Source organism: Spiroplasma kunkelii CR2-3x (assembly GCF_001274875.1).
Classification (GTDB): domain Bacteria; phylum Bacillota_I; class Bacilli_A; order Mycoplasmatales; family Mycoplasmataceae; genus Spiroplasma; species Spiroplasma kunkelii.
In genome coordinates this window covers 832980-856424 of sequence record NZ_CP010899.1, presented here as the reverse complement: position 1 = coordinate 856424, position 23445 = coordinate 832980, and the positions used below count along the sequence as shown (strand labels likewise).

The 23445-nt window shown below is 25.1% G+C and carries 28 protein-coding genes, 1 tRNA gene and 1 pseudogene; 25 read left to right on the top strand and 5 right to left on the bottom strand.

Annotated elements, in window-relative coordinates; genetic code table 4:
• The first annotated feature begins 6 nt into the window (after positions 1-6).
• Both SKUN_RS04720 and SKUN_RS04715 read left to right on the top strand, forming a co-directional pair.
• A complete protein-coding gene (locus SKUN_RS04720; RefSeq protein ID WP_053391066.1) occupies positions 7-669 on the top strand; it encodes a tRNA (adenine(22)-N(1))-methyltransferase in 663 nt (220 codons plus the stop codon).
• Entirely contained in the window at positions 669-1412 is a 744-nt protein-coding gene (locus SKUN_RS04715; protein WP_053391065.1) for a Nif3-like dinuclear metal center hexameric protein, read from the top strand. Before SKUN_RS04720 ends, SKUN_RS04715 begins: the two co-directional genes overlap by 1 nt.
• 8 nt (positions 1413-1420) lie before the next feature.
• On the opposite strand, the gene ispH is transcribed toward SKUN_RS04715, so the two are convergent.
• Positions 1421-2302 (bottom strand): 4-hydroxy-3-methylbut-2-enyl diphosphate reductase, encoded by an 882-nt coding sequence (gene ispH / locus SKUN_RS04710; RefSeq protein ID WP_053391064.1) that lies wholly within the window; start codon positions 2300-2302, stop codon positions 1421-1423.
• A 287-nt stretch (positions 2303-2589) separates the two neighbouring features.
• Here ispH and SKUN_RS04705 point away from each other — a divergent pair, with 287 nt between their 5' ends.
• From SKUN_RS04705 to SKUN_RS09325, 6 genes are all read left to right on the top strand, one after another.
• On the top strand, positions 2590-2898 hold the full coding sequence (locus SKUN_RS04705) for a hypothetical protein (protein ID WP_235510953.1): 309 nt from the start codon (positions 2590-2592) through the stop codon (positions 2896-2898).
• A 540-nt stretch (positions 2899-3438) separates the two neighbouring features.
• Positions 3439-3975: a hypothetical protein gene (locus SKUN_RS04700; RefSeq protein ID WP_053391063.1), complete on the top strand. Its 537-nt coding sequence runs from the start codon at positions 3439-3441 to the stop codon at positions 3973-3975.
• A gap of 32 nt (positions 3976-4007) precedes the next feature.
• Complete coding sequence (locus tag SKUN_RS09330) at positions 4008-4184, top strand: hypothetical protein (protein ID WP_158500785.1); 177 nt, start codon at positions 4008-4010, stop codon at positions 4182-4184.
• Positions 4175-4360 carry a hypothetical protein gene (locus SKUN_RS04695; RefSeq protein WP_053391062.1) on the top strand — a complete coding sequence of 62 codons (186 nt, stop codon included), beginning with the start codon at positions 4175-4177 and terminating at the stop codon, positions 4358-4360. The genes SKUN_RS09330 and SKUN_RS04695 overlap by 10 nt, the downstream gene beginning before the upstream one ends.
• A 54-nt stretch (positions 4361-4414) precedes the next feature.
• The gene (locus SKUN_RS04690; protein WP_053391061.1) at positions 4415-4939 is read left to right on the top strand and encodes a lipoprotein; all 525 of its coding nucleotides are present in this window, start codon (positions 4415-4417) and stop codon (positions 4937-4939) included.
• Between the two features lie 415 nt (positions 4940-5354).
• Positions 5355-5513: a hypothetical protein gene (locus SKUN_RS09325; RefSeq protein ID WP_158500784.1), complete on the top strand. Its 159-nt coding sequence runs from the start codon at positions 5355-5357 to the stop codon at positions 5511-5513.
• 35 nt (positions 5514-5548) lie between these two features.
• Here the strand turns inward: SKUN_RS09325 and SKUN_RS08960 are convergent.
• From SKUN_RS08960 to SKUN_RS11900, 3 genes and pseudogenes are all read right to left on the bottom strand, one after another.
• Positions 5549-5638, bottom strand: a tRNA-Ser gene (locus SKUN_RS08960).
• A gap of 296 nt (positions 5639-5934) precedes the next feature.
• Entirely contained in the window at positions 5935-6096 is a 162-nt protein-coding gene (locus SKUN_RS09320; protein ID WP_158500783.1) for a hypothetical protein, read from the bottom strand.
• Positions 6097-7076: 980 nt separating this feature from the next.
• Positions 7077-8068 (bottom strand): annotated as a pseudogene (locus SKUN_RS11900) (IS30 family transposase).
• 229 nt (positions 8069-8297) lie between these two features.
• On the opposite strand from SKUN_RS11900, the gene SKUN_RS04680 reads away from it, so the two are divergent.
• From SKUN_RS04680 to SKUN_RS04640, 10 genes are all read left to right on the top strand, one after another.
• Positions 8298-8612 carry a hypothetical protein gene (locus SKUN_RS04680; RefSeq protein ID WP_053391059.1) on the top strand — a complete coding sequence of 105 codons (315 nt, stop codon included), beginning with the start codon at positions 8298-8300 and terminating at the stop codon, positions 8610-8612.
• A 46-nt stretch (positions 8613-8658) separates the two neighbouring features.
• Positions 8659-10176, top strand: coding sequence for a hypothetical protein (locus SKUN_RS04675; protein WP_053391058.1), 1518 nt, complete (start codon positions 8659-8661; stop codon positions 10174-10176).
• Between the two features lie 4 nt (positions 10177-10180).
• Positions 10181-10480: a hypothetical protein gene (locus SKUN_RS04670; protein WP_053391057.1), complete on the top strand. Its 300-nt coding sequence runs from the start codon at positions 10181-10183 to the stop codon at positions 10478-10480.
• Positions 10481-10547: 67 nt separating this feature from the next.
• Positions 10548-11018, top strand: a complete 471-nt coding sequence (locus SKUN_RS04665) for a hypothetical protein (RefSeq protein ID WP_053390327.1) — start codon at positions 10548-10550, stop codon at positions 11016-11018.
• Positions 11019-11021: 3 nt separating this feature from the next.
• Entirely contained in the window at positions 11022-11486 is a 465-nt protein-coding gene (locus SKUN_RS04660) for a hypothetical protein (protein WP_053391056.1), read from the top strand.
• 334 nt (positions 11487-11820) lie between these two features.
• Positions 11821-12252, top strand: a complete 432-nt coding sequence (locus tag SKUN_RS04655; RefSeq protein ID WP_158500781.1) for a spiroplasma phage ORF1-like family protein — start codon at positions 11821-11823, stop codon at positions 12250-12252.
• A 191-nt stretch (positions 12253-12443) separates the two neighbouring features.
• Complete coding sequence (locus SKUN_RS04650; RefSeq protein WP_144416765.1) at positions 12444-12791, top strand: hypothetical protein; 348 nt, start codon at positions 12444-12446, stop codon at positions 12789-12791.
• A 35-nt stretch (positions 12792-12826) separates the two neighbouring features.
• A complete protein-coding gene (locus tag SKUN_RS11345) occupies positions 12827-12961 on the top strand; it encodes a hypothetical protein (protein WP_268794801.1) in 135 nt (44 codons plus the stop codon).
• Between the two features lie 202 nt (positions 12962-13163).
• Entirely contained in the window at positions 13164-13415 is a 252-nt protein-coding gene (locus tag SKUN_RS04645; RefSeq protein WP_158500780.1) for a TraG/VirB4 family ATPase, read from the top strand.
• 296 nt (positions 13416-13711) lie between these two features.
• Positions 13712-14017 (top strand): hypothetical protein, encoded by a 306-nt coding sequence (locus tag SKUN_RS04640; RefSeq protein ID WP_053391052.1) that lies wholly within the window; start codon positions 13712-13714, stop codon positions 14015-14017.
• Between the two features lie 570 nt (positions 14018-14587).
• On the opposite strand, the gene SKUN_RS04635 is transcribed toward SKUN_RS04640, so the two are convergent.
• Positions 14588-15379 carry a glycerol-3-phosphate acyltransferase gene (locus tag SKUN_RS04635; RefSeq protein WP_053391051.1) on the bottom strand — a complete coding sequence of 264 codons (792 nt, stop codon included), beginning with the start codon at positions 15377-15379 and terminating at the stop codon, positions 14588-14590.
• Positions 15380-15518: 139 nt separating this feature from the next.
• Between SKUN_RS04635 and parE the strand changes: the two genes are divergently transcribed.
• From parE to rpmG, 7 genes are all read left to right on the top strand, one after another.
• Positions 15519-17456 carry a DNA topoisomerase IV subunit B gene (gene parE / locus SKUN_RS04630; RefSeq protein WP_053391050.1) on the top strand — a complete coding sequence of 646 codons (1938 nt, stop codon included), beginning with the start codon at positions 15519-15521 and terminating at the stop codon, positions 17454-17456.
• A gap of 475 nt (positions 17457-17931) precedes the next feature.
• Positions 17932-18315, top strand: a complete 384-nt coding sequence (locus SKUN_RS10685; RefSeq protein ID WP_235510952.1) for a hypothetical protein — start codon at positions 17932-17934, stop codon at positions 18313-18315.
• A gap of 2 nt (positions 18316-18317) precedes the next feature.
• Positions 18318-21740 carry a DNA topoisomerase IV subunit A gene (gene parC, locus SKUN_RS04620; protein ID WP_053391049.1) on the top strand — a complete coding sequence of 1141 codons (3423 nt, stop codon included), beginning with the start codon at positions 18318-18320 and terminating at the stop codon, positions 21738-21740.
• A gap of 106 nt (positions 21741-21846) precedes the next feature.
• Complete coding sequence (locus SKUN_RS11780; protein WP_408640721.1) at positions 21847-22023, top strand: ATP-binding cassette domain-containing protein; 177 nt, start codon at positions 21847-21849, stop codon at positions 22021-22023.
• On the top strand, positions 21953-22468 hold the full coding sequence (locus SKUN_RS04615) for an ATP-binding cassette domain-containing protein (RefSeq protein WP_327196263.1): 516 nt from the start codon (positions 21953-21955) through the stop codon (positions 22466-22468). Before SKUN_RS11780 ends, SKUN_RS04615 begins: the two co-directional genes overlap by 71 nt.
• A gap of 63 nt (positions 22469-22531) precedes the next feature.
• Positions 22532-22819, top strand: coding sequence for a hypothetical protein (locus SKUN_RS10680; RefSeq protein WP_235510951.1), 288 nt, complete (start codon positions 22532-22534; stop codon positions 22817-22819).
• 421 nt (positions 22820-23240) lie between these two features.
• A complete protein-coding gene (gene rpmG / locus SKUN_RS04605; protein ID WP_004028258.1) occupies positions 23241-23390 on the top strand; it encodes a 50S ribosomal protein L33 in 150 nt (49 codons plus the stop codon).
• Positions 23391-23445 lie beyond the last annotated feature (55 nt).

The window sequence follows — 23445 nt, the reverse complement described above, 5'->3', positions numbered from 1 at the left end:
TAAAAAATGGATATATTATCAGAACGTTTATTATTAATTGCCAAACAAGTTAATGAAAAAGACATTATTTGTGATATTGGGACAGATCATGCAATGATTCCAATTTATTTAGCAAAAGGAAATTTAATTACCAAAGCTTATGCATGCGATATTGCAGCACAACCCTTAGCCCAAGCGAAAAATAATATTGCAAAATATCATACTGAAGAACTTATTACTTTAATTTTAGCAGATGGTTTAACAGGAGTTTCGGACATTAAAATTGATACTTGTATTATTTCAGGATTAGGGAGTACAACAATTTTAACCATTTTGCAACGAGATTCTGATTTAATTGATCGTTATATTTTATGTCCTAATGATGATCCATTTTTATTACGAGAATGAATTAAAAAACATAAGTACTTTATTGAAAAAGAATTATTAATTAAGGAAAATGATATTATTTATGAGATTATTGTTGTTAATAAAACTGCTGGTCAAAAAGTCAAAAATAAAAAAGACTTATACTTCGGTCCTTATCTTCGCAAAAAACATAGTAAACTTTTTCAAGAGAAATGATTGTTAAAAAATGATTATTATTTAACATTGTTAAACAAGATTCCTGAAAACACTAAGCGATATCAAGAAGTTAAAGCAAAACTAAAAATGATTAATAAGGTGATATAATGTTAATTAAAAAATTATATAAAGAAATTGAAACTGATTTTTCATTAAAAGCAGCTTGTAAGTGAGATTATAGTGGTTATCAATATGGAAACAAAAATCATTTTGTAGCAAAAATTATGGTTAGTTTAGATTTAACAAGCGAAGTAATTACAGCAGCAGTCGCTAAGCAAATTAATGTTATTATAACTCATCATCCTTTTTGTTTTGGCAAGAAAAAAAGAATTCAAGAGATTCCTTACAAACGAGCAATTATTGATCTTCTTAATAAACATCAGATAACTGTTTATGCTTTACACACAAATTATGATGGTTTAATGAATGAATTGATTTTACAAGAATTAAATCCTCAAAAAATTGTTCCCTTTGATGATAATTTAACAATGATTGGGTATGTCAGTTTAACAGCTGATGAAATTATTACGAAATTAAAAGCAATTTTTAAAATTACAACAGTGCAGCACAATTTATCGACGTTAGAGCAATCTATTAAAACAGTTGCCTTAGCAGCAGGAGCCGCAGGTGATGTGATTGCAAAAATTAACCAAAATATTGACCTGTTTATTACTGGGGAAGTAAAATGAGATCAATGAGTATTAGCAAATGAAAAACAATTAGCAGTTATTTGCTTCAACCATTATATGGAAGATTTTTTTACTGCTGCTTTTGCTGGATACTTAACCCGAAAGTTTCCAACTTTAACAATAATTCCATATAATATCAAAAATATTATTAACTATCGTTAATAATATTTTTATATTTGCTCTAAATAACGAATTACTTCTAACTGAATGATGCTAGGTGTTGATGCCCCCGCAGTAACAGCAACACAGGTTTTATTTGCCAACCAAGTTGCTTGAATATCATTTTTATCATTAATGCGATATGATTCAATCCCAATTTTTTCGCCCATTTCAACTAGCTTTAATGTGTTACTACTTCGTTCATCACCAACAACAAGTAAAAGGTCAATTGTTGCTGGATCTAAATTTAGAACAGCATTTTGTCGTTCTAATGTTGCATTACATAAATCATTTTTAAAAAGAATTTCATTTGGAACAAGGGTTTTAATTTTTTTCACAATTGCTTCAATATCAATTTTAGAAAGGGTTGTTTGGTTTGTAATTAAAATCTTTTTAGTTGGGTCAAGATTAGGAAAAATGTTATCAAGTTCTTGTTCTGTTGTCACAAGATTGATGCTTGGACTAAGCGCTAACATTGCATTTGTTTCTGGATGAAAGTGTTTTCCAATAAAAATAATTTGATAATCAGGTTTTGCTAAATATTCCTTAATTAAATTTTTAGTAACAGTTACTCATTCACATTCAGTATCAACAAGTGTAATGTTTTTCTTTGCTGCGACATCTTTAATCCGGTCATCACTACCATGTGCACTTAAAATCACAACAGCATTATCTGCTAGTGTTTGCATTAGCGCAAGGCGATTAAGTTTAAAATCGTTGACCGGAATAACACCTAAATTAACAATTTCTTTAATAACATGTTTATTATGGACAAGATAACCTAACATATAAATTTTCCGTCCAGCATATTTGACAGCAGCTTCTTTTGCTCATTTAATTGACTTGACAACACCAAGACAATAACCACGAGGTGTGACTTTTACAACTTTCATTTTTTCACCAATCCATTTTTATCTACTTATATAATATCATAACTAAAAATCTCTTTTATCATTTTAAAATAATATCTTAAACTTATTTATTAATTAAACTAAATTTGATATAATTAATTTGTCTATTTTAAGTAAAAATTTTATTTTTTTCTTAAAATATTACAATTATCTTAAATACTAAATTCAATTTGGGATAAAAAATATTTAATGCAAAAAACTAATGATTAATGCTATTTTAACATTAGCAACCAACATTGGTTTGATTTCATTATGAAAGGAGATTGAGTATGCCAGTAAGCTTGAAAGCTAAAAGCAAAAAGGTACCCCAGTCGAAAAAACCAGTAGCAAAAAATGCGACAGAAGAAAAATGATTATTCATTAAATCACAAGCAGTTATTGATTCAACTCCAGCTATGAAAAGATCAATCAATCGTTCATTAGGAGATGTTTATACAAAAACAGCAGCGGATTATCGGGCAAAAGATGGAAGTGCCATTACTACTGCAATTACAGCAGAAAAACTAATTGCAAAACGTTTAGGAAAAACAGCAACTAAACGAAAAGCAATTGAAGTGCAAAATAAAAAGAAAATCTAATATACCACATACATTTTAAATATTACAAGAAAATAATAAAAATATTTATTTATAATTTGTATCGTGTATATTCAAGTAACAAATTCTGTCTCTTATTAATTTAATGATGACATTATTTTTAAAAAATGCAACTCTTTTTAAAAATTAAAATATTTTATAAATATATTTTAATTTATTCATATTTAAGCACGCTAAAAAAGCATTTATTAAATTTTAATTAATAAATTTCTTTAAATATTTTGTAAAAACATTTGTTTAGCACTTATTCAATTTAAAGACGGTCGGAGTTTAACTGATGAAATTGTAATATTATCACAAGATTTTCAAGCATTAGATAAAGATACTAAATTAACTAATTTAGATAATAAATTAGAATTTAATCCAACTACTGATGGAACATTAGAAAGTTATGTTATTGATTTAATTAATTTACAAACTATTGGAAAAAATAATTTTAAAATTACAACATATTCATAAAATCCATTTACTTTAAATTATAATATTACTGCATTTCAAAACTTTCAAGGTGAATGACAAACAATGGCTAAATTTATTAAACCAAATGGTAATGTTCAAGCATGAAATAGTGTTATTAAAACAAGTGATTTAGATTATGATTTATTAGAAGAAACAACATTTTTTTACCCTCAAGCCGTATTACCACCAAATCCATTTACATATAAACCATATACTGTAAATATATTAGATGCTAAAACAAATAAACCATTAAAAACTAATATTACTGTAAATTCACACTGTATTAATCGTGGCAATTTATTTTTAGATAATTTATATAATTCTTATTATGAATTAGAAATTGATTTAAAACAAATTAACCCAACAATTACTACTTTATCACAATTATTAAATGCTTATTCATTAATTCAATTTAATAATCTTAATAATTTATATGTTTGGTGTATTGAACCAGATATAAAATATTTTATTCCTAATAGAAATGTTAATTTATTAGCTAGGGAAAATAGTTGCGGCTATAATTTAGGTTTATTATCTAACGCAACTTTAAAAAAGAAGGTTTACCGCAACTTGACAATGTTAAATTTAATGGTATTTTAATTTATGACCTTGCTAATATAAAAGAAAATAAGATGACAACATTATTTACTGGTGAAACTACTAGTACACCAAGTGAAGATTATAAAAGTATTTATTGGACTGAAAAAAATAGTGGTGTTTTACATTTTTTATTGAAAATTTCTGATATTTCTGATAATAAAGTTAAAAAATATATTTACAAACATATTATACAAATAATATGAAATTAAAAATTAGATTTTTAAAAAAATTGAAACCCGAATTAGTATTTTTAGGTGGTGCTGAATATTGACCTTATTTTGGTAATGATAAAGATTTAACAATAGATATTAATAATCACCTTGTTTTAGGAATTAGAAATAAAAGCATTAACCCTATTAGTATTACATTTATTCCACGAAGTTAGGTTTTGTTACTTGAATATATATAAAGGATTTAATGAAAGGAATTATTTATTATTATGAAAAAGATATTAAGTTTTTTAGGAGTAATCGGATTAACAGCAACAAGCACAACAAGTTTAGTTGCTTGTAATAAAACACACGAATATACACCCGAAGAATTAGCACAACTAAAACAAGAAAACAAAATAAATACTACTAACAAAAACATTAAAGATAATTTAGAATGAATAGCAGCACAAGAAAAACCATTTAATTCTCAGGGAGATTATAAATATTATATAATTGTATGAAAAGGTGCAAAAAAAGATAATTGAACAATTAAAAAATATAAAAATATAGGTTATACTGAAAATAATACAATAAATGGTATTATTAGCTATACTAAAATTGACAAGTCATATAGTGGTGCATTTTTATATAGAAATGAATTTGATTTAGCTGCAAATAAAACAAGAGAATATGCGACTTGAATTGAAGATGATGGAACTTTTTTTAAAGCAGTTTATCGTTGAAATTTAGATACTAAGGAACCTGATTTAATCATTGATGATAATGGTAATATAAAAGTTAATGGTGAATAAAAAATGTCAAATTGGTTATTACTTCTTATTATATGCAACATTATTTATAGAAGATAAATTAAAACAGTTAAATCATAATAATTATGTTTGAAAAGATAATTAAAATTGTTATATTTTAAAAAATGAATTACGTTGTTGTATTATAGATAATAGAAAAACTTTCCCTAGTTTTTCAAGGGCATATAATAATAATTCACCAACTAAAAAGAAAGAAATTTATAATATTGTAAAAGAATATTTAAAATTAGATAAACAATATCAAAAATAAAATATATTTTAATTAAAATTAAATTTGGTAAAAAGAGGTAAAATAATGGCTGTTATTAAGAAATGATTGAATTGTGAAATCCCTGATTGTAAAGATAAGATATTAGCAAGATTTAAAAAAGATTAAAATGGTAATTTAGTAAGACAAATGCAGGGTTATTGACCTGTGCAGTTGTGTGTTATTCTCTTTAAAGAGTTTCAAATAAAACTTAAAGAAACAATTATATATATGGAAAAACAAGATAAAGAATATAAAGATATGCTTAATACTATGATTGTTAAAAAAGAATTAAAAAAAGAAATTTAATATCTCTTTTTTATATTTACTTTTTATTTAAATTGCGGAACAGGAGAGAGACTCGAACTATCACATCGGTTTCCCGACCTAACATCTTAGCAGGATGTACTCTTGTCCATTTTGAGTACTGTTCCATATTTAAATACTTAATTTTATTATAACACTTTTATATTGTTTGTTTAGTAATTATATATAAAAAGTATTGTATTGGTGAAATAATAGTATATAATAAAGTTAATGATTTAATCTTTTTCCATAAAAAGAATCTTAACTATAATTTGTTAAAAGTGTTAATTCAACACTTAAATAAGGAGTGCAAAATAATGGCAAATGTAGAAAAAATTAAAGAGATTTTAAATATTTGTGATGAAAAAGCACAGCCAGTTGTATTATAATAATTATTATGACAATAAATAAATTCTGCTAATTCTTACCCATTTTCATCCATTCATTTTTTAATATTTAATTTTTTTAAATTTAATTCTTTAAAATCATTACCTTTAATAAGAAAAGGAAAAGAAACGCTTTGAATTATATCTTTTACAATATTATCATTATTATTTATTTTAAATTTCCTCCAATTTTTTTCCATAATTAATTTTTCAATATAGTAATAAGCACTTTCTTCTGAATAATATTCTTCTAATGCTTCTTCAAATAAATTTTCTTCGGTATAAATATTTCCATTTTCATCTTTTTACATATTATTTATTCTCCTTGTCATTTAATATTTTTATTTTGCTAAATAAATAATTACTATTGGATAATACTTTTCTTTTTAACAGTTATTTTTACTTCTTTAAATGTATAAAACGATAAAGTATCAATGCTATATTTTTTTTAATAATTAATAAGTATCTTTTATTAATAATTTAATTCCCCCTAATTTTGTTTACCTAATGCTAAATATTTGTTTAATAAACAATGTTATAAATAATGTTTATATAATGTTTATTTATTGTAATAAACACTGATTATTAACAATGTTATAAAAAATGTTAATATATTGTTTATTTAATGTTTAATAAACACTGTTAATAAACACTGTTAATAAACACTGTTAATAAACACTGTTAATAAACACTGTTAATAAACACTGTTAATAAACACTGTTAATAAACACTGTTAATAAACACTGTTAATAAACACTGTTAATAAACACTGTTAATAAACATTGTTAATAAACATTGTTAAATATATAAAATAATAAAAATTGGCACACTTAAAATAACTATTAAGAACTTTAATAGTAAATATAATAAGTTCATTTTTCTATTTAATAAATTCATTTTTTACATCAAATCACATATAAAACCAGTGTGCCACAGTTAAAATATATGATAAATAATAAATACTAAAATCCTTTAACCATAAAACGGAAAAAGCTTAATACTTTAATTGTATTGTAAAGATGCAAGTAGGTCAATCAACCCTTATTAATTTGATAATATACTTTTTATTTTAAAATGCAATATTTTTTCAAAAAAAAATAACTTTTTTAAATATAAATTAATATTTAAGCACGACAAAAAGAAAAATTTGTTACAAATATATAATTTATATTTAAAAAAGTTAAATATTAATATTTTGTAAAAATACCTCTCTGGAGGATAATCAACCTAAACTTGGCCGAGGCTTTTCATTAATAATTTTCATAACTTTATTAATTTCTTTTTGAGTAACAGTATTAAAATCAGTTCCTTTAGGTAAATATTCTCTAATATCTCTATTTATTCTTTCAACTTTTGCTTTTTGAGTTGGAGTTCCAGCATCACAAAAATAAACATTTGTATTAGTAATTTTCTCTATCTCTTTTCACTTACTAAATTCTTTACCTTGATCTGTAATAATTCCTTTTATACTTACTTTATAAAGTTTATTTTAAAAAATACATTTAAGAGCATTATTAACCTCTTCTGAATTATGCTGATTTAATTTAAAACAAATAGTATATAAACTCTTTTCTTCCGTAAAAGTTAAACAAGCTGACTGATGTTCTTTTCCAATAATACAATCCATTTGAAATCAACCAAAAGTACCTTTTTCATGTTTTGCTTCTTCAATAAATCTAATATTAGTTAATTGACCACGATCATCTTTTCTTTTTTTGTTTTATATTTTTTACCTTTAAATGGTAATTTTTTCTTAATTTCAATATTTTCATCATCAAAAACTTTATAATCAATATATTTATAAAGTGTCATATGTGAAAATGGAAACTTTTCACTATATTTTTTTTCATATTCATAAATAATTAATCTTGGTGAATAACTTTTTTTACTTAAAATTTTTCTTATATAATTTACAACTTTTTTTGTAATTGTTGTATATTTAATAGATTTTTTACGCTTTCGTTTATAATCTTTATGTGCTTTTTCAGGTTCATATTCTTCTTTAAGTCTTTTAGCCTCTAATCTAATTGTATTACGACTTTTATTCATTACTTCTCCTATTTTAGAATAATTAGGTGTACCATCTTTCTTTTTAAATGTTTCGCATTCTAAATATTCTTTTAATTTATATCTTTTTTCAAGATTAAAATGTTTATATTTTTTCTTTTTCATAAGATTTGTTCAACCCTTTCTTAATATATATTTATACATTAAAATTAAAATTTTATTGACATTTTATTAAAAGATGTTAGGATGGTGATGTAATTTAATACAAGTAGAATTAATCAACCCTTAATCTCTTGTTTAAAAATTACTAAGAATAAAGACTTGAAAAAGTCTTTTTTTATTTTACTTTTTGATATTTTTTTGTAGAATGGTGATGACAAAAGAGGTAAAAAAGATGGCAAAAGTGGGAATTAATTGGTGAAAAGATGCAAAAAAGCGGAATATTGATGTAAAAATAAGTAAATTTGATGATTATTGTATACAAAATAATTACAAACTTGCTACAAAAGAAACCTTATTAATATTTTGTGAATTAGAAGAAGGTGAATATGAAAACCTTAAAAATAGCAATATTATTGCTTATAATACCTTAAAAATGAAAATACGAATATTAGAAAATAATATAAAATTACATCTCTTAAATGAAACTAAGGGGGGGGTGTATCAGTATATGCACAGTATTATGGTCGTGAAAATGAAACTGAAATAAATTATACTCCACCAATAATTAATATAACGAATGGTCGTGATATATAATGGCAATGTTATATGAATATAGTTATCTTAATAAAATAGTAACTAGTCTATTGAATAGTGCTGAATATATTGCTGATGAGATTAATTTAGCAGGTAGTCGTAAAGCAGGTAAAACATATTCTATTGATGAATTAATAGCATTATTAAGTTGTGTAGTATTAGCACATAAAGATAAAAAAATAGCAATATATGGTTTTAGATTAAATAGTGCCAATACTGCTGAAATGCAACAAGATATTCAAGATGCATTAGATAAAATAGGTTTAATTCTTAATCCTACTAAAAAATGAAAAGGTGGTCATTATCAATATAATGCTAGGTTTAATAAACCTACTTGATTATTTCCTAATGGTAGTTTTATTAAATTACAAGGAGCAAGAAAAAGTAATAATAGTCAAGTATTAGGTAAAGGAACAGCACGAGCAAATGGTGCTAATTTATGTATTATTTGATTAGAAGAAGCAAATGAATTTAGTAAATCAGAAAAAGAAGCAATTATGCAAGCAGTTCGTGATTATAAAAAATTAATATTAATTACAAGTACTAATCCTGATAGTATTTATCAAGATCATATCGATTATTTAAATAAATTAATGCCATTTAATCGTAAAGAATTAGAAAGTAATGGTGAACAAATATCTAAAATTATAGTTCCAGTCTTAGATCCTAAAACAGGTCAAAAAGCATATGATAAAAAAGTAATTAATCATTATACTAATTATTTAATTAATAAAGATAATTTAAATTATGATGAATTAATGAAATTATATGAATTAAAAGCAGAATGACTTAAAAAATATGAGGTTTGAGGAATTGGAATGCCCGGTGCATTAGATGGTTCTATTTTTGCTAATTATTTATTTAGTAAATTATATGATTTTGAACCAGTTAATTTTAGAGCAGGATTAGATTTAGGTTATGGTGAATCACCATTAGGACATGCTACCCATGCAATTTTAATGGGAATAGATAACAATTATAAAAAAATGACTCCATTAATGGAATATAAACATAGTAATGCTGAAATGGTACAAAAAGACATAATGAAAGTTTTACATGAAATAGTACACTTTTATATAATATGTGCTACACAATGAAATGATTTATATAATGGTTTAGAGGTAAATGTTGATACTGGTGGCGGTCATTTAGTAGAGGTTGATACATTAAATAATATTAGGCGAAAATATTTTCCTGATGCTAATTGATTAATATTTAAACCAGTTAATAAAGAGATATGATATAGAACTGATAGAATTGATGCTATAATCATCCTGCTAAATAAGAATTATTTACAAATTAGTCAAAGATTAACACCAGAGTTATTTAAAGATATGTTAAAAATGGAATGGAAGAAACCACCAGCAAATAAATCTACTTATAAATTAGAAGATAATAAATTATTTGATGATGGTTTTGATGCTATGACTTATGCTGTTATGGATATTATGGAATATTTTATAAAAACATTAGATAATCCATTTTTAATAAGTAAGCAATTTGGAAAGAGAAGGTAAAATTATGGCAAAAAAACAAATTAAAAGAAATGTTGAAAAAATGCGAATGGATAAAAATATATGTTGAATGATTATAGATGGTAAAGAGTGTTTTAAAAAAGTAAGTAAAAATTGAAATGGTATTGGTGTTCCTGCTTGTGAAGAACATACTAAAATATTCCAAGAATTAATGAAAGAAACTTACGATTATGGAGTTAATAATCAAAAAGAATATTTAGAACAATATGAAAAAGGTTTTAAAAAAGGTATTGAAGAAACTAGAACTGAAATTAAGAAAAAATATCCACAAGTTTACAAAAATTAAAATGATGGTAAGATGGTAACGATAGTTTTTGAAATTTTCTATAAAAAAATAATGGAGGGATTAAAGTATGTCAAACTTTAAATATGAATATAAAGAAAATATGACACAAGATGAAATTAATGCTTTATTAGAACAAAAAGAAAAGCAAATATTATCTAATGTCTTACCAAGTGTAGAAACTCGTATTAAAACTGAAACTGAAAAACAATATGAAGAAAAAATTAATAATTATCAGTCAAAAATAAAAGAATATGAGTTATCACAAGTACCACAAGAAAATCGTAAATTAGTTGAAGAACTATTAAATAGTGGTAAAGATATGGAATATATTAAAACTAACTTTAAAGATTTAATTGAGAAAAAACCACAATTAGATATGAAAAACCTAATGAATGGTGGAATTCAAATTAAAGATGAAAATATGTTTATTGAAGAATTATCACAAAAAATTAAAGAAAATTTACAAGATAATCATAATATTCCTATTAATGAAAGAATTAAAAACTTAGTTCAAAAAGAATATCAGAAAGGAAAATAAAATATGGCATCAATTATAGGATTACATGAAGGGTTTGTTATTGGAAATTGAGTAGCAAACTTAACAAAAGAAGGACATTTATTATTATCAGCACAAGAAATGAGAGTAAAAGATATTTTATCAAATCCTGATTATTATACTTTTCATCGCTTAACAGCAACAGCACAATCAAGTCCTAATATGGAAAGTGCAGATTATGCAGTTGCAATTTATACAATACCTGAACGATTATTTTATGGTGATAGTGAATGAAATCATGAAAAAGGAAATCCAAAACAAAATCAAAATGCTAAGCGTGGTCGTTTAGTAATTGATCATACAATCGGATTAAAAACACAATGAAGAAGATTTGATTTAGATCGTTTAAAAAATACTGATCCATCATTGCGAGGTGAATTAGTAGCAAAATGAACTGGTTCAATTACAGAAAATATGATGTTTAATTTAGAATTATACTTTGTAGAATAAAGGATGAAGTAGGACAAAAAAACCGACCCTTATTGGGTTGTTTTTAAATGTTGTTTTTAAATAAAAAAACAACCCTTTAACAAGAGTTGTTTTTTACGGCTTCATCGTACACGATGCAATATGTTAAGTTTTTTTCATCTATTGGCTATGTTGTTTTTCTTTTTTTGTAAAAAATGGTTTTTTGTTATATCCAAAGGCTTTGTATTTTAGTTTACGCGGGGCTGGGGACATGAAGATTATTTTTCTAGTTCAATAGTTCGGTTTTATAATACCTATAAAGTGGATGTTAAAGATTTTTCATATTATTTTTATTAAAATTGAAACACAGAAACTTATGTATTACCAAGTATGTATGAAGTATTTTCAAAAGTGTAAATATAAGGGATTTAATGTTTTTGAATTTGTTAGTACTAAATTAACTGCTGCCAATTCTGTTGAAATTCACGACTTTAATTTTAGTATATATAATGTTAAAGACTGACAAAATGAAATTAATGGTGGAAAAATTTGACAATTACCTTATTTAGATGCTCCGTGATATAATTTAGATAAACATATTATTAATTCTATTATTTGGTCGTTTAATAATTTGTCTAGTATTAAAGAGATTGGTAAATATATTAATGCTTTGGGAAATACAATGCATAATGTTAATTTACTTTGAGAAAATATTAGTAATTTGTTTGCTTTTGATATAACTTTTAAATTATTGCTTGGTGCTATTATTTCATTAGCGATGTTTAATGGTGTTATGCGATATTTATAAATAAGATAAATAAATTAAAACTTTTTTGTTTATATAAAGCGTTTTAAGGAGCAAATTAGCAATGAAAGTTATTTTATAATAAAATTTTTTATATAATACCAAAAAAATTAAAAGATGCTAAATATCGTTTTTGACGCAATATAACAATAACAGATGTCTTGATATTTGCTGTTTGAGTTGGATTAACAATTATGTTTATATTTGGTTTTCAATGAAAACTATGAATAAAATTATTATCATTATCAATAATGATTTTAATTAGCTTACCACTAATTATTACAAATAAAAAGACTAATTTAAAAGGATCACAATGATTATATTATAAAATAAATTTCCTATTTAGTTATAAAAAATATAGTAAAAACAAAACTAGTTTACTGGTGCCATATAATAAAGTTATTGATAATAATTATATTTTAACACACGGAATTTTAAAGGGTACTTTAAAAAAGACTTTAATTGGAGCAATTAAAATAAAGGGATTCTATATAACTTTATTAAGTAGCAAAGAACAAATATTAATCATTTACGATTTTTAGAACAATGATTCAAAACGCTTTATCCTGATTTTAACGTGCGAGAAATTAATTTATTAACAAAATATTTAAAATTATTATATCATCAATTTAAAATTACAAATAATATTGACATTAATAAAATTAATAATAAGGATTTTACAATTATGAATGATTTTTATTATTTATTATAAAAAGAATATAAAAACAGTAAAAATCAACTTTTAAAAGAATTTACGGATTTAATAGAAACTGATTTTTTAAATGATGGAAAATATTAAGCACCTTGAAATGGTCACACAAAAATAAAATTTAATAATAATTTTATTGTTTATGATGTTTATAATTTGTTTAATTTAGATGACAAAAAAAACAAATGCAGCAAAATTAATTTTAATGCTAAATATTATTAAAAAAGAAATAAAAGAAAATCGTTTTAAAGATAATAATCAAATTCTAATAATTGTTGATGAGGCTCATTTAGCAATCAATAAAGATAATCAAGTTACCTTAAATTTTATGTATCAAATGACAAAGCGAATTCGGAAATATAATGGTGCGTTGGTCGTGGCAACACAAAACATCGCTGATTTTGTAGAAAATGAAACAATTTTAATAATAGTCAATATTCTTTTATTATGGGGTTAAAACCTAATGATATATAAAAAGTTATTAATTTATATAAAAGTTATGGCGGATTAACATCAGCAGAACAAGATTATATTGCTCGTAACGTAAAAGGACAAGGTCTATTTTTTGTTTCTGGATTTGAAAGATATCGTATTGAAATTCAAGCAAACAAAAAATAAAAAGCGGGGTTTGGAAAAAAAGATAATTAAAAAACAAGTAAATTTACTTGTTTTTTTTAATTTTTATGAATAATTTTGTTAAATTTTTTCTTTTTTTAGTAAAAAACAACAAAAAAATTTAAAAAAGAGGAAAAAATGTTTAAAACGAATTTAGCAGGTGATGAAGCAAAATGAATCCAAAAATTTGCGAATGAAATTGGTGCAATTTTTATTTTAGATCAATTTCATTTAATGAAAGAATTAAAAGTAATATTTCCTTATTGAAGAAGAAAACTTACTAAAAATTTATCCGATAATGAAAAAATAAGAAAACAAATTTATTGAGATATGAATAAATTATTTAAAAATGGCGATCCGGATGAAGTAAAAAAATATTTAAAAAAATTAATTATAAGAAAAAATATTAAAGAATATCCATTTTTAAAATATAAAAAAATATAAAATCAATGGTTTAATTAAATATATCAAAAATAATTTTGAGGGTATTAAAGTTTATAAATAAGATTGATATATGGGGTCTTGTACTGAACCACAAATTTCGCATAATGTTAAATTATTAAAAGGATATGGTACTAAATAATATAGTAAAAAAGTTTTTAAAAATATGATTGCATTGAAAATGGCAAAAAAAATGGTGTTAATTTAATTGAGTTTTATCTTAATAAATTAAAAATAAAAAATAAAAAAGAATATAATTATTATTTTAAAAATGAAGATAAGTATAATCAGCAATTTTTAATAAATAAAAATGTTGTCCACCAAACACAATGTTTTGTTTAAAATTTAAAGTAAAAATCAATAATTTAAAATAAATTTATTAAATAATTTTCGAATTATTATTTTTTGTATTGTAAATTATTACTCTTATGTTATAATTAAATTAATTAAAAAAGATAAATTTATCTTTTTCTTAGAAATTTTATTTTAATAGGTAAATATTTATTAGAATAAGATATCACCAACCGAATAATTTACTCCCTCATTAAAGTAATTAAAACTATGGATAATTCATTAATTTTTTTTGATTTGATTATGTTTTGGAAGATTACCATTTTCTAAATCAGATTTCCCTTTAAAATCATAAGGTTTTTCTGTTCCCTTTAATAAAAGAACAATATTTTGATGATGTTTTAAGATTAAGAAAATAGCACTTAAAGTAATAATAATATTAATTAAAGCTAAACTATCATAGTAATTGTCATAATTAACATAATGTAAGTAATTCACTCAAACAAGATGAGAATATTGAAGTAAATCACCATTAAAGTTAATAACATCAATGCCACTTAATTGTGGGATTCAACATAATGCTCCTGTAAAAAATGCTGCTAAAATTGAAGAAACAGAAACTCGTTTTCAAATAAAAATTGTGCTTCATCAAACAACTGTAGCAATTAAAAAATAATATGGATTACTCATTAATAATAACCCTAAAAAAGATGAAACTGTTTTACCTCCTTTAAATTTATAATAAATTGGATAAGAATGACCAATTAAAACAAAAAAAGTTGGAATATAATAACTAGTTGAACCAAAATTAACCCCATTAATATTAATACAACTAATACCAAAGGCAATAAACATTGTAATAGTAATTTTTAGTATATCTAAAAACATAATGGCAAAACCTCATTTTTTTCCTAAAACACGACTAGTGTTTGTGGCTCCGGCATTTTTAGAATAATAATCTCGTACATCAATTTTATAAATTTTTTTACTAATAAAGATTGATCAACTAAAAGAACCAATTAAGTAACCAATTATTGCCGTAATAGCTGTCCCTAAATATCCATATAATGTCATTCCTTCACCTCTTTTTTACTATTATATAGCAATTATATAGCAATTAGAAATAATTTAGTAAATAATTGTAAATAAAAGCATTATAATATAAGATATTAATTAATAGTGAAAATTATATTTAAAAGGAATGATAGAAAATATGAGTATTAAAGATAAAACATTAAAGTATGATGAATCATCAATTCAGATTTTAGAAGGACTAGATGCGGTTCGAAAACGTCCAGGAATGTATATTGGTTCAACTGATGTTCGTGGATTACATCATTTAGTTTGAGAAATTATTGATAATTCAATTGATGAGGCATTAGCTGGTTATTGTAATGAAATTGATATTATTATTTATAAAAATAATGCGATTACGGTGGCAGATAATGGTCGTGGTGTTCCAACCGGAATTCATTCATCTGGTAAATCAACGCCAGAAGTAATTTTTTCAGTTTTACATGCTGGGGGAAAATTTGGTGGTGATGGTTATAAAACATCAGGAGGATTACATGGTGTTGGTTCTTCTGTTGTTAATGCTTTATCGTCAACTTTTGATGTCACAATTTATCGTGATCACAAAGTTTGAAGTATTAAATTTGCGAATGGTGGACAAGTTAAAGAATCGTTAACAAAAATTGGTACAACAACAAAAACAGGAACAACAGTTACTTTTTTACCTGATCATGAGATTTTTAAAGTAATTGATTTTTCTTTTTCCACAATTTCAGAACGAATTCGTGAATCAGCATTTTTAAATAGTGGGGTTAAGTTGACATTGACTGACCTACGCACTGATAAAAAAGTATCATATTTATTTAATAATGGTTTGGAAGAATTCATTACTTATATGAATGAAGGTAAAAAAAATATTACTCCAATTATTATGTTAAAAGGGATAGAAAAACAAATTGAAGTTGAAATAGCGTTACAATATTCAACTGAATTTAATGAAAATTTACTTAGTTTTGCCAATAATGTTAAAACAAGTGAAGGTGGCAGTCATGTTGCTGGATTCCGAACAGGATTAACAAAAGTAATTAATGATTATGCTCACAAAGAAGGTTTATTAAAAGAAAAAGATAAGAATCTTGATTCGGTTGATACACGGGAAGGATTAACAGCCATCGTTTCAGTAAAAATTCCTGAAAATTTAATTCAGTATGAAGGTCAAACGAAAGGAAAATTAGGAACTTATGAAGCACGACTTGTTGTTGAAACAATTGTAGCAAAGCAATTTGGATTTTGATTAATAGAAAATAAGGCAAATGCTTATACTATTATTGAAAAAGCATTATTAGCTCGTAATGTTCGCGAAGAGGCCCGGAAAGCACGCGAAGCAGCTCGTAATAGCAAAAAACGTGGTAATAGTGATCGCTTATTAACCGGAAAATTAACACCAGCTCAAAATCGAAATAAATTTAATAATGAGATTTTTTTAGTTGAAGGAGATTCGGCGGGGGGAAGTGCCAAGTTAGGGCGTGATCGTCGTTTTCAAGCAATTTTACCGTTACGCGGGAAAGTGATTAATGCTGAAAAAGCAAAAATTCAAGATTTAATGAATAATGAAGAAATTAATGTAATGATTAATGCCATTGGGACTGGAGTCGGAAATGGCTTTGATATTAATGATGCCAATTATGGCAAAGTAATTATTATGACTGATGCGGATACGGATGGTGCGCATATTCAAACTTTATTACTAACATTTTTTTATCGTTATATGCGACCATTAATTGAAAATCATCGGGTTTATCTTGCTTTACCACCTTTATTTAAAATTACTAGCACCAAAAATAAACATATTGAATACGCATGAGATGAAACAGAATTAAAAAATAAATTAAGTCAATTTCATGGTAAATTTGAATTACAGCGTTATAAAGGGCTAGGGGAAATGAACGCAGAACAATTATGAGAAACAACAATGGATCCCCAAACTCGTCAGCTAATTTTAGTAACAATTGATGATGCTGTTATGGCTGAAAGACGGATTGTTACCTTAATGGGAGATGATTCTAAAAAACGAAAAGATTGAATTGATGAAAATGTTAAATTTACTTTAGAAGATGATTTTCAAGGAATCATTAATTAAGTAGGACAACAATGTTACAAGAAATCAAAAAATTAATTAATACTCTAAATCAAACCAATCTAACTCTTAGTCAATATCAAAATTTTCAGTTATGACTTATTAAAATAAAAGAAACAAAAACAAGATTGACATTATAAGTTTGAACAAGTAATGGCAGTGAAGATAGTGAAAATACAATTGCAACAACGATTGAACTTGCGATAGCAGATGAAATAGCATTAAATTGATGTTATGAAAGTTTACTATTAGCATCGCAACAAACTACGGAAAAAGAAGTTTTTTGAAAAAAAAATATGTAACAAGTAACACCGCTTTATCAATTAGAACTAAGTAGTAACTTGTACTTGTTAACAAAAGAAGGCATTCATTTTTTTAACGATAAAATTGTTGCATTTGAATTAGACTATTCTAATTATAATTAGACTATTATAATTATAATATATTAATAATTTTATTTGTTTGGAACAAAATTAATATGGGAATTAATATTAAAAAAAGAACATTAATTAAACCTAACAATTTACTACTAAGTGAAATTGATTGGTTATCTAAAATGGGTAAATATATGATTAAATCAGCAACAATAATTTATTATCAACAAGAATTTATAATCAAAACAAATATTTTAGCAGAGTTGTTACAGTTAATGGAAATTTGTAATAATCTTAATGACCGAATCTTATCATATTTCCGGACATTCTTATTATTAACTCATCAACAGCAACTCTTTACTTATGATAAACATAAGGATTATTGAATATTAACAAAATTATGGCAAAAGTTATTTTATCAAATTGATTATAAAAAGTTTATAATCAAGAATGAAATGATGAAAGTTGATTTACAGAGAGGAATTTAAAAATGAGTAATAACGAAAAAAAAAATGAATTAGTTTTTAGTTTAAATGATATTATGTCAGAACGCTTTGGTCGTTATGCCAAATATATTATTCAAGATCGAGCATTGCCTGATGTTCGTGATGGTTTAAAACCAGTGCAACGCCGTATTTTATTTGCAATGAATGAATTACGATTAACTTTTAATACGAGTTATAAAAAATCGGCACGAATTGTTGGAGAAGTAATTGGTAAATATCATCCGCATGGTGATACATCAGTTTATGATGCAATGGTAAGGTTATCGCAAGATTGAAAGGTCCGTTATCCATTAATTGATATGCATGGAAACAATGGTTCAATTGATGGGGACCCAGCGGCTGCAATGCGTTATACTGAAACTCGTTTAAGTGAAATTTCCTCATTTTTATTACAAGATCTTGATAAAAAAACAGTTGCTTTTGCTCCTAATTTTGATGATTCAGAACAAGAACCTGTTGTATTACCAGCTTTATTTCCAAATTTATTAGTTAATGGTTCAACTGGAATTGCTGCTGGATATGCAACAAATATTCCACCACATAATTTACATGAAATTATTAATGCAACAATTCATTTTATTGAAAAACCAGACAGTACGGTTAAGGATTTAGTAAAATATGTTAAAGGACCTGATTTCCCAACGGGGGGAATTATTCAGGGAAAAAGTGGAATTTTAGAGGCATATCAAACAGGAAAAGGCAAAATTATTGTTCGTAGCAAAATTGAATTTGAAAACAATGCGTTAGTAATTACTGAAATTCCATATGAAGTTATTAAACAAGACTTAGTTAAAAAGATTGATGATATTAAATATAATGAACCAGGATTAAATATTAAGGAAGTTCGTGATGAAACAGACCGCGAAGGGTTACGAATTGTGATTGAATTAGGTAAACAAGCCAATGTTGAAACCGTAAGGAAATTTTTATTAAAAAATACTAATTTACAAATTTCATATAATTTTAATATGGTTGCTATTGCCAATAAACAACCACGACAATTAGGATTAAAGGAAATATTAACCCACTATGTTGAACATCAACAAGCAGTTGTTACTAATCGTTCTCATTTTGAATTAGCACGTGCACAAAAACGCTCAGAAATTGTTGTTGGGTTAATTAAAACAATTAGTATTTTAGATGAAGTAATTGCAGTTATTCGCCATTCAAAAGATCGCAGTGATGCAATTCATAATTTAGGGAAAAAATTTGGTTTTACCCAAATTCAAGCCGAAGCAATTGTCCAGTTACGATTATACCGGTTAACTTCAACAGATATTTTACAATTAAAAGCAGAACAAAAAGAATTAATTGCAACAATTTCTGAATTAAAAGCAATTTTACGTGATATTAATAAATTAAATAGTGTTATTATTAACCAATTAGAATTAATAAAGAAAAAGTTTGTTTCACGTCGTCGTAGTGTGATTGAGAATGAAATTGAATCAATTGAAATTCAAAAAACAGAAACAATTATTGAAAAAAATTTGAACATTTGAATTTCACGAGATGGGTATTTAAAAGCGTTAGAAAATAATCAATTAGCACGGTTAGCAACTGAAGAATTTAAACGAAAACCAGGGGATTTATGAATTGCTGATTTTCAAGCTAATACTTCTGATAAAATTTTATTAATTACTTCAAAAGGAAATTATGTTATTATTCCAGTTTATAAAATTAAAACTGTTCGGTTACGTGATATTGGTGAACATGTTAATACTATTTCTGAGTTACCAGGAGAAGAAAAAATTATTAGTGTTTTTTTATTAAATGATTTTAATAAAAAAGAACAATACATTATGTTGTCAACTAAAAATGGAATGATTAAAAAGATAGCTGTTAAAGATTTTGAAGCAACACGAATTAGCAAAGCTCTTAAAGCTATTAATTTAAAAAATGATGATGAAGTTGTTTCTAGCCAATTAGTTGATCATAATCCATATGTTGTCATAACAACAGCAAACGGTTTTATTGTTAAATATCATAAAAATCAAATCCCCACATTAGGGTTACGAACAGCAGGGGTAAAATCAATTAATCTACGTGATGATGTAGTTATTAATGCGGGTTATTGTGAAGATGATAATTTAGTATTAATTACTAATCTTCATACTGGGAAAAAAATTAATTTAAAAGAAATTCCTACGTCAACACGGCCAGTAAAAGGAACACGATTATATAAGTTAAATAAAGATATTAATGAACTTCTCCGCTGAACGTTTTTAACAAAAGGGAAAGATATTTTACATATGTTAAATCAAAATGATGAAATTGAGATATTTAATACTGATAAAATGCCTATTCATAAATTAGTTACTGCTAATCATACATTAGGCTTTGAAAATATTGTTGATATTGTTATTCCCCATTATTATGATTTAAAACTAATCCCATCAAAAAAAGGATTAGAAAGTAGTAGTGCATCTGCAAAAAAGCATTCGCTTCATCATAATGAACATGATAATGTAAACAATATCAAACCCCTAATTGAAGTAACAAAACCAACGAATAATGCTGCTGTTAATAAGGCAGAACCAAATGAAAAAAGTTATAATCAGGAAACAATCACCTCAGAAAATACTAACGATGAAGAAAGTGATCCCAATGTTAAATTAGCATTAATGATTCCACAAGAAGAAATTTATCAAGTTGAGCAAGTTATTGCAACAGCAGATCCAATAACAACGCTTGACTACCATGCAAATAGTAAGAAAACAATTAACAAAAACATTTTGGATAAACCACGCGCAGAAAAAATGTGCCATAAAAATAAAAATATAAAAGAGACAAAAAAGAAAGTTCGAAAAGAACAACAAAATAAACGACAATTAGAACAAATCTCAAAAAATGTGGAAACTAGTACAATCGTATCTGCATCTGAACAAGAACCATCGCAATTATTTGTTTGCAAAACTTTTGGAAAAGTGAAAACAACAACAGATATGTTAATTGAAAAGAAACAACGTGAGCAAGCTAAAGTAGCTTTAGTAAAAGAACGGGCACAACAAAATAATCAACAAAAAAATATAAAACCGATAGTTTGGTCTTTTGACGAAGAAAAACCATCTTTTGGAAAAGTGGTAACAACAGTGGAAACTCTGCTTAAAAATAGACAACAACAAATTAATTTTGAGTTTAATAATAGCAAAAAAAATAAACCTATTATTAAAGAAAAATCACGAACAGAATGATTAAAAGCAATTGAACAAGCTCCAGCTGGAACAATTAAGGTTGGTTTAAGAAATGTTTCTTCAAATAATCATGAGCAAACAATGCAAAAAGTTGATTTTAAACAAATTAAAAATAAAAGAGTAACGAAAGTTAACTTTAAAAAAGTTTTAGCAATTGATGAAACAAAAGAATTACAATTAACTATTCATAATATTTTAGATAAAAGTAAAAAATAAATTAAAAATCAGTTAAAATTGGCTGATTTTTAATATATAATTTTAGTAATGAAAGATAAAAACACGATGAGTTAATAAAAAATGACTAATTTGGGAACAGACTTTTTTGGTTAAATGTACTAATTTTAATAAATTTTATCGAAAACAACATGTCTTAAAAAAAATCAGTTTAACTGTACAAAAAGCAGATCGAATTGGAGTTGTTGGACCAAATGGAACAGGGAAAACAACTCTATGAAAAACAAGTTGGAATTCGGATTGGGATGCAATTGCAAGAATCTAAATATCCTCGTGGCATTACTGGTTATGATATTTTAAATTTGTATTTAAAAGCTTATAATTTATTAATTTCACCAGAAAACATTTATCAACTTTTATTAAATTTACAAATTAAAAAAATTATGAACAAGGATATTTCAAAATTATCTGGCGGACAACAACAAAAGATTAATATTTTATTAGCATTAATTGTTGACCCAGATTTCATTATTCTTGATGAATTAGCAACAGGCTTAGATTTAGAAATTAAAGATAAAATATATGAGATTTTAAGTATTTTTTTAGCAAATGAAAATAAAGCATTATTATTAATTTCACATAATATGGAAGAAATTGAGAAGTTTTGTGATATTTTAATTTTTATGGTTTCAGGAGAAATTACAAAAGTAACAAAAGTAGTTGATGTTGTTGCCGAATATTGCAGTGTTGAAGCTTTTTTCAAAGATTAATTTAAAGAATATCAAATTGGCGCTTATAAACAAGGGAGGGCTATAGAACAGGAATAATCGAACATGACAAATGAGCGAAAAAATGAGCAAAATACATCGATAAAAATAAAAAATAGTTGATTAGTTAATGAAAAAGTTAATTTATCAGCACCATCTAATTTTTTTCTAAGTTATTTGCGATGACAAAAAATGGTTTTAATTTTTTCCGTTGTACTAATTCCAATTGCAATACTTTGCCAAGCAATTTTTGTTAACTACAGCCAAGGACCGAATGTTATGACACTATCAATTGGAGTTACTTTTATTGCAACGGGGGCAAGTGTTGCTGTATATATGTTAATGGGTTTTTAAATGATTTAAAAATGTCAGTTGTCTATAAACGCATTGCATTATTAGGAATTAAACTATTAGGTATTGCTGTTATCTTAATTAATTCACGAACAATGCAATCAATAGTAACTACCATTTTAACAATTTTATTTGTCGGAGGTTCATTCTTATTTGTAACTTTTATTCCGGCTTTATTTGGTGCGCACTATAAAGAAGCAATTTTATCAATCAAGGGCTTAAGTATTAGCTGTGGTGTTATGTTGGGTTTAGTTTTTTTTAACTGGTCTCTTAATATGGCTAATTGTTCAAATTTTTCGTTGAGATAATTAAAAAAATGCGGAAAGCAACAAAAATAATTGGTAAATTTAAATTATTTTGCTATGATATACTTGTTGTAAAATTCAGGAAGAATAAGATTTAAGCAGAAAAGAGGAATAAACAAATGCGTGAAGGAATAATTTTACGTTGTGAACAATGTAAGGAAGAAAACTACATTGCAAAACGTGACAAAAAGAAACAACAGGACAAATTAGAAGTGAAAAAATATTGTTCAAAATGTAACCAACATACTTTACATAAAGAAAAAAAATAACTCATTTTAATGAGTTATTTTTTTTAAAATGTATTATTACCTATCTTTAAAAAAC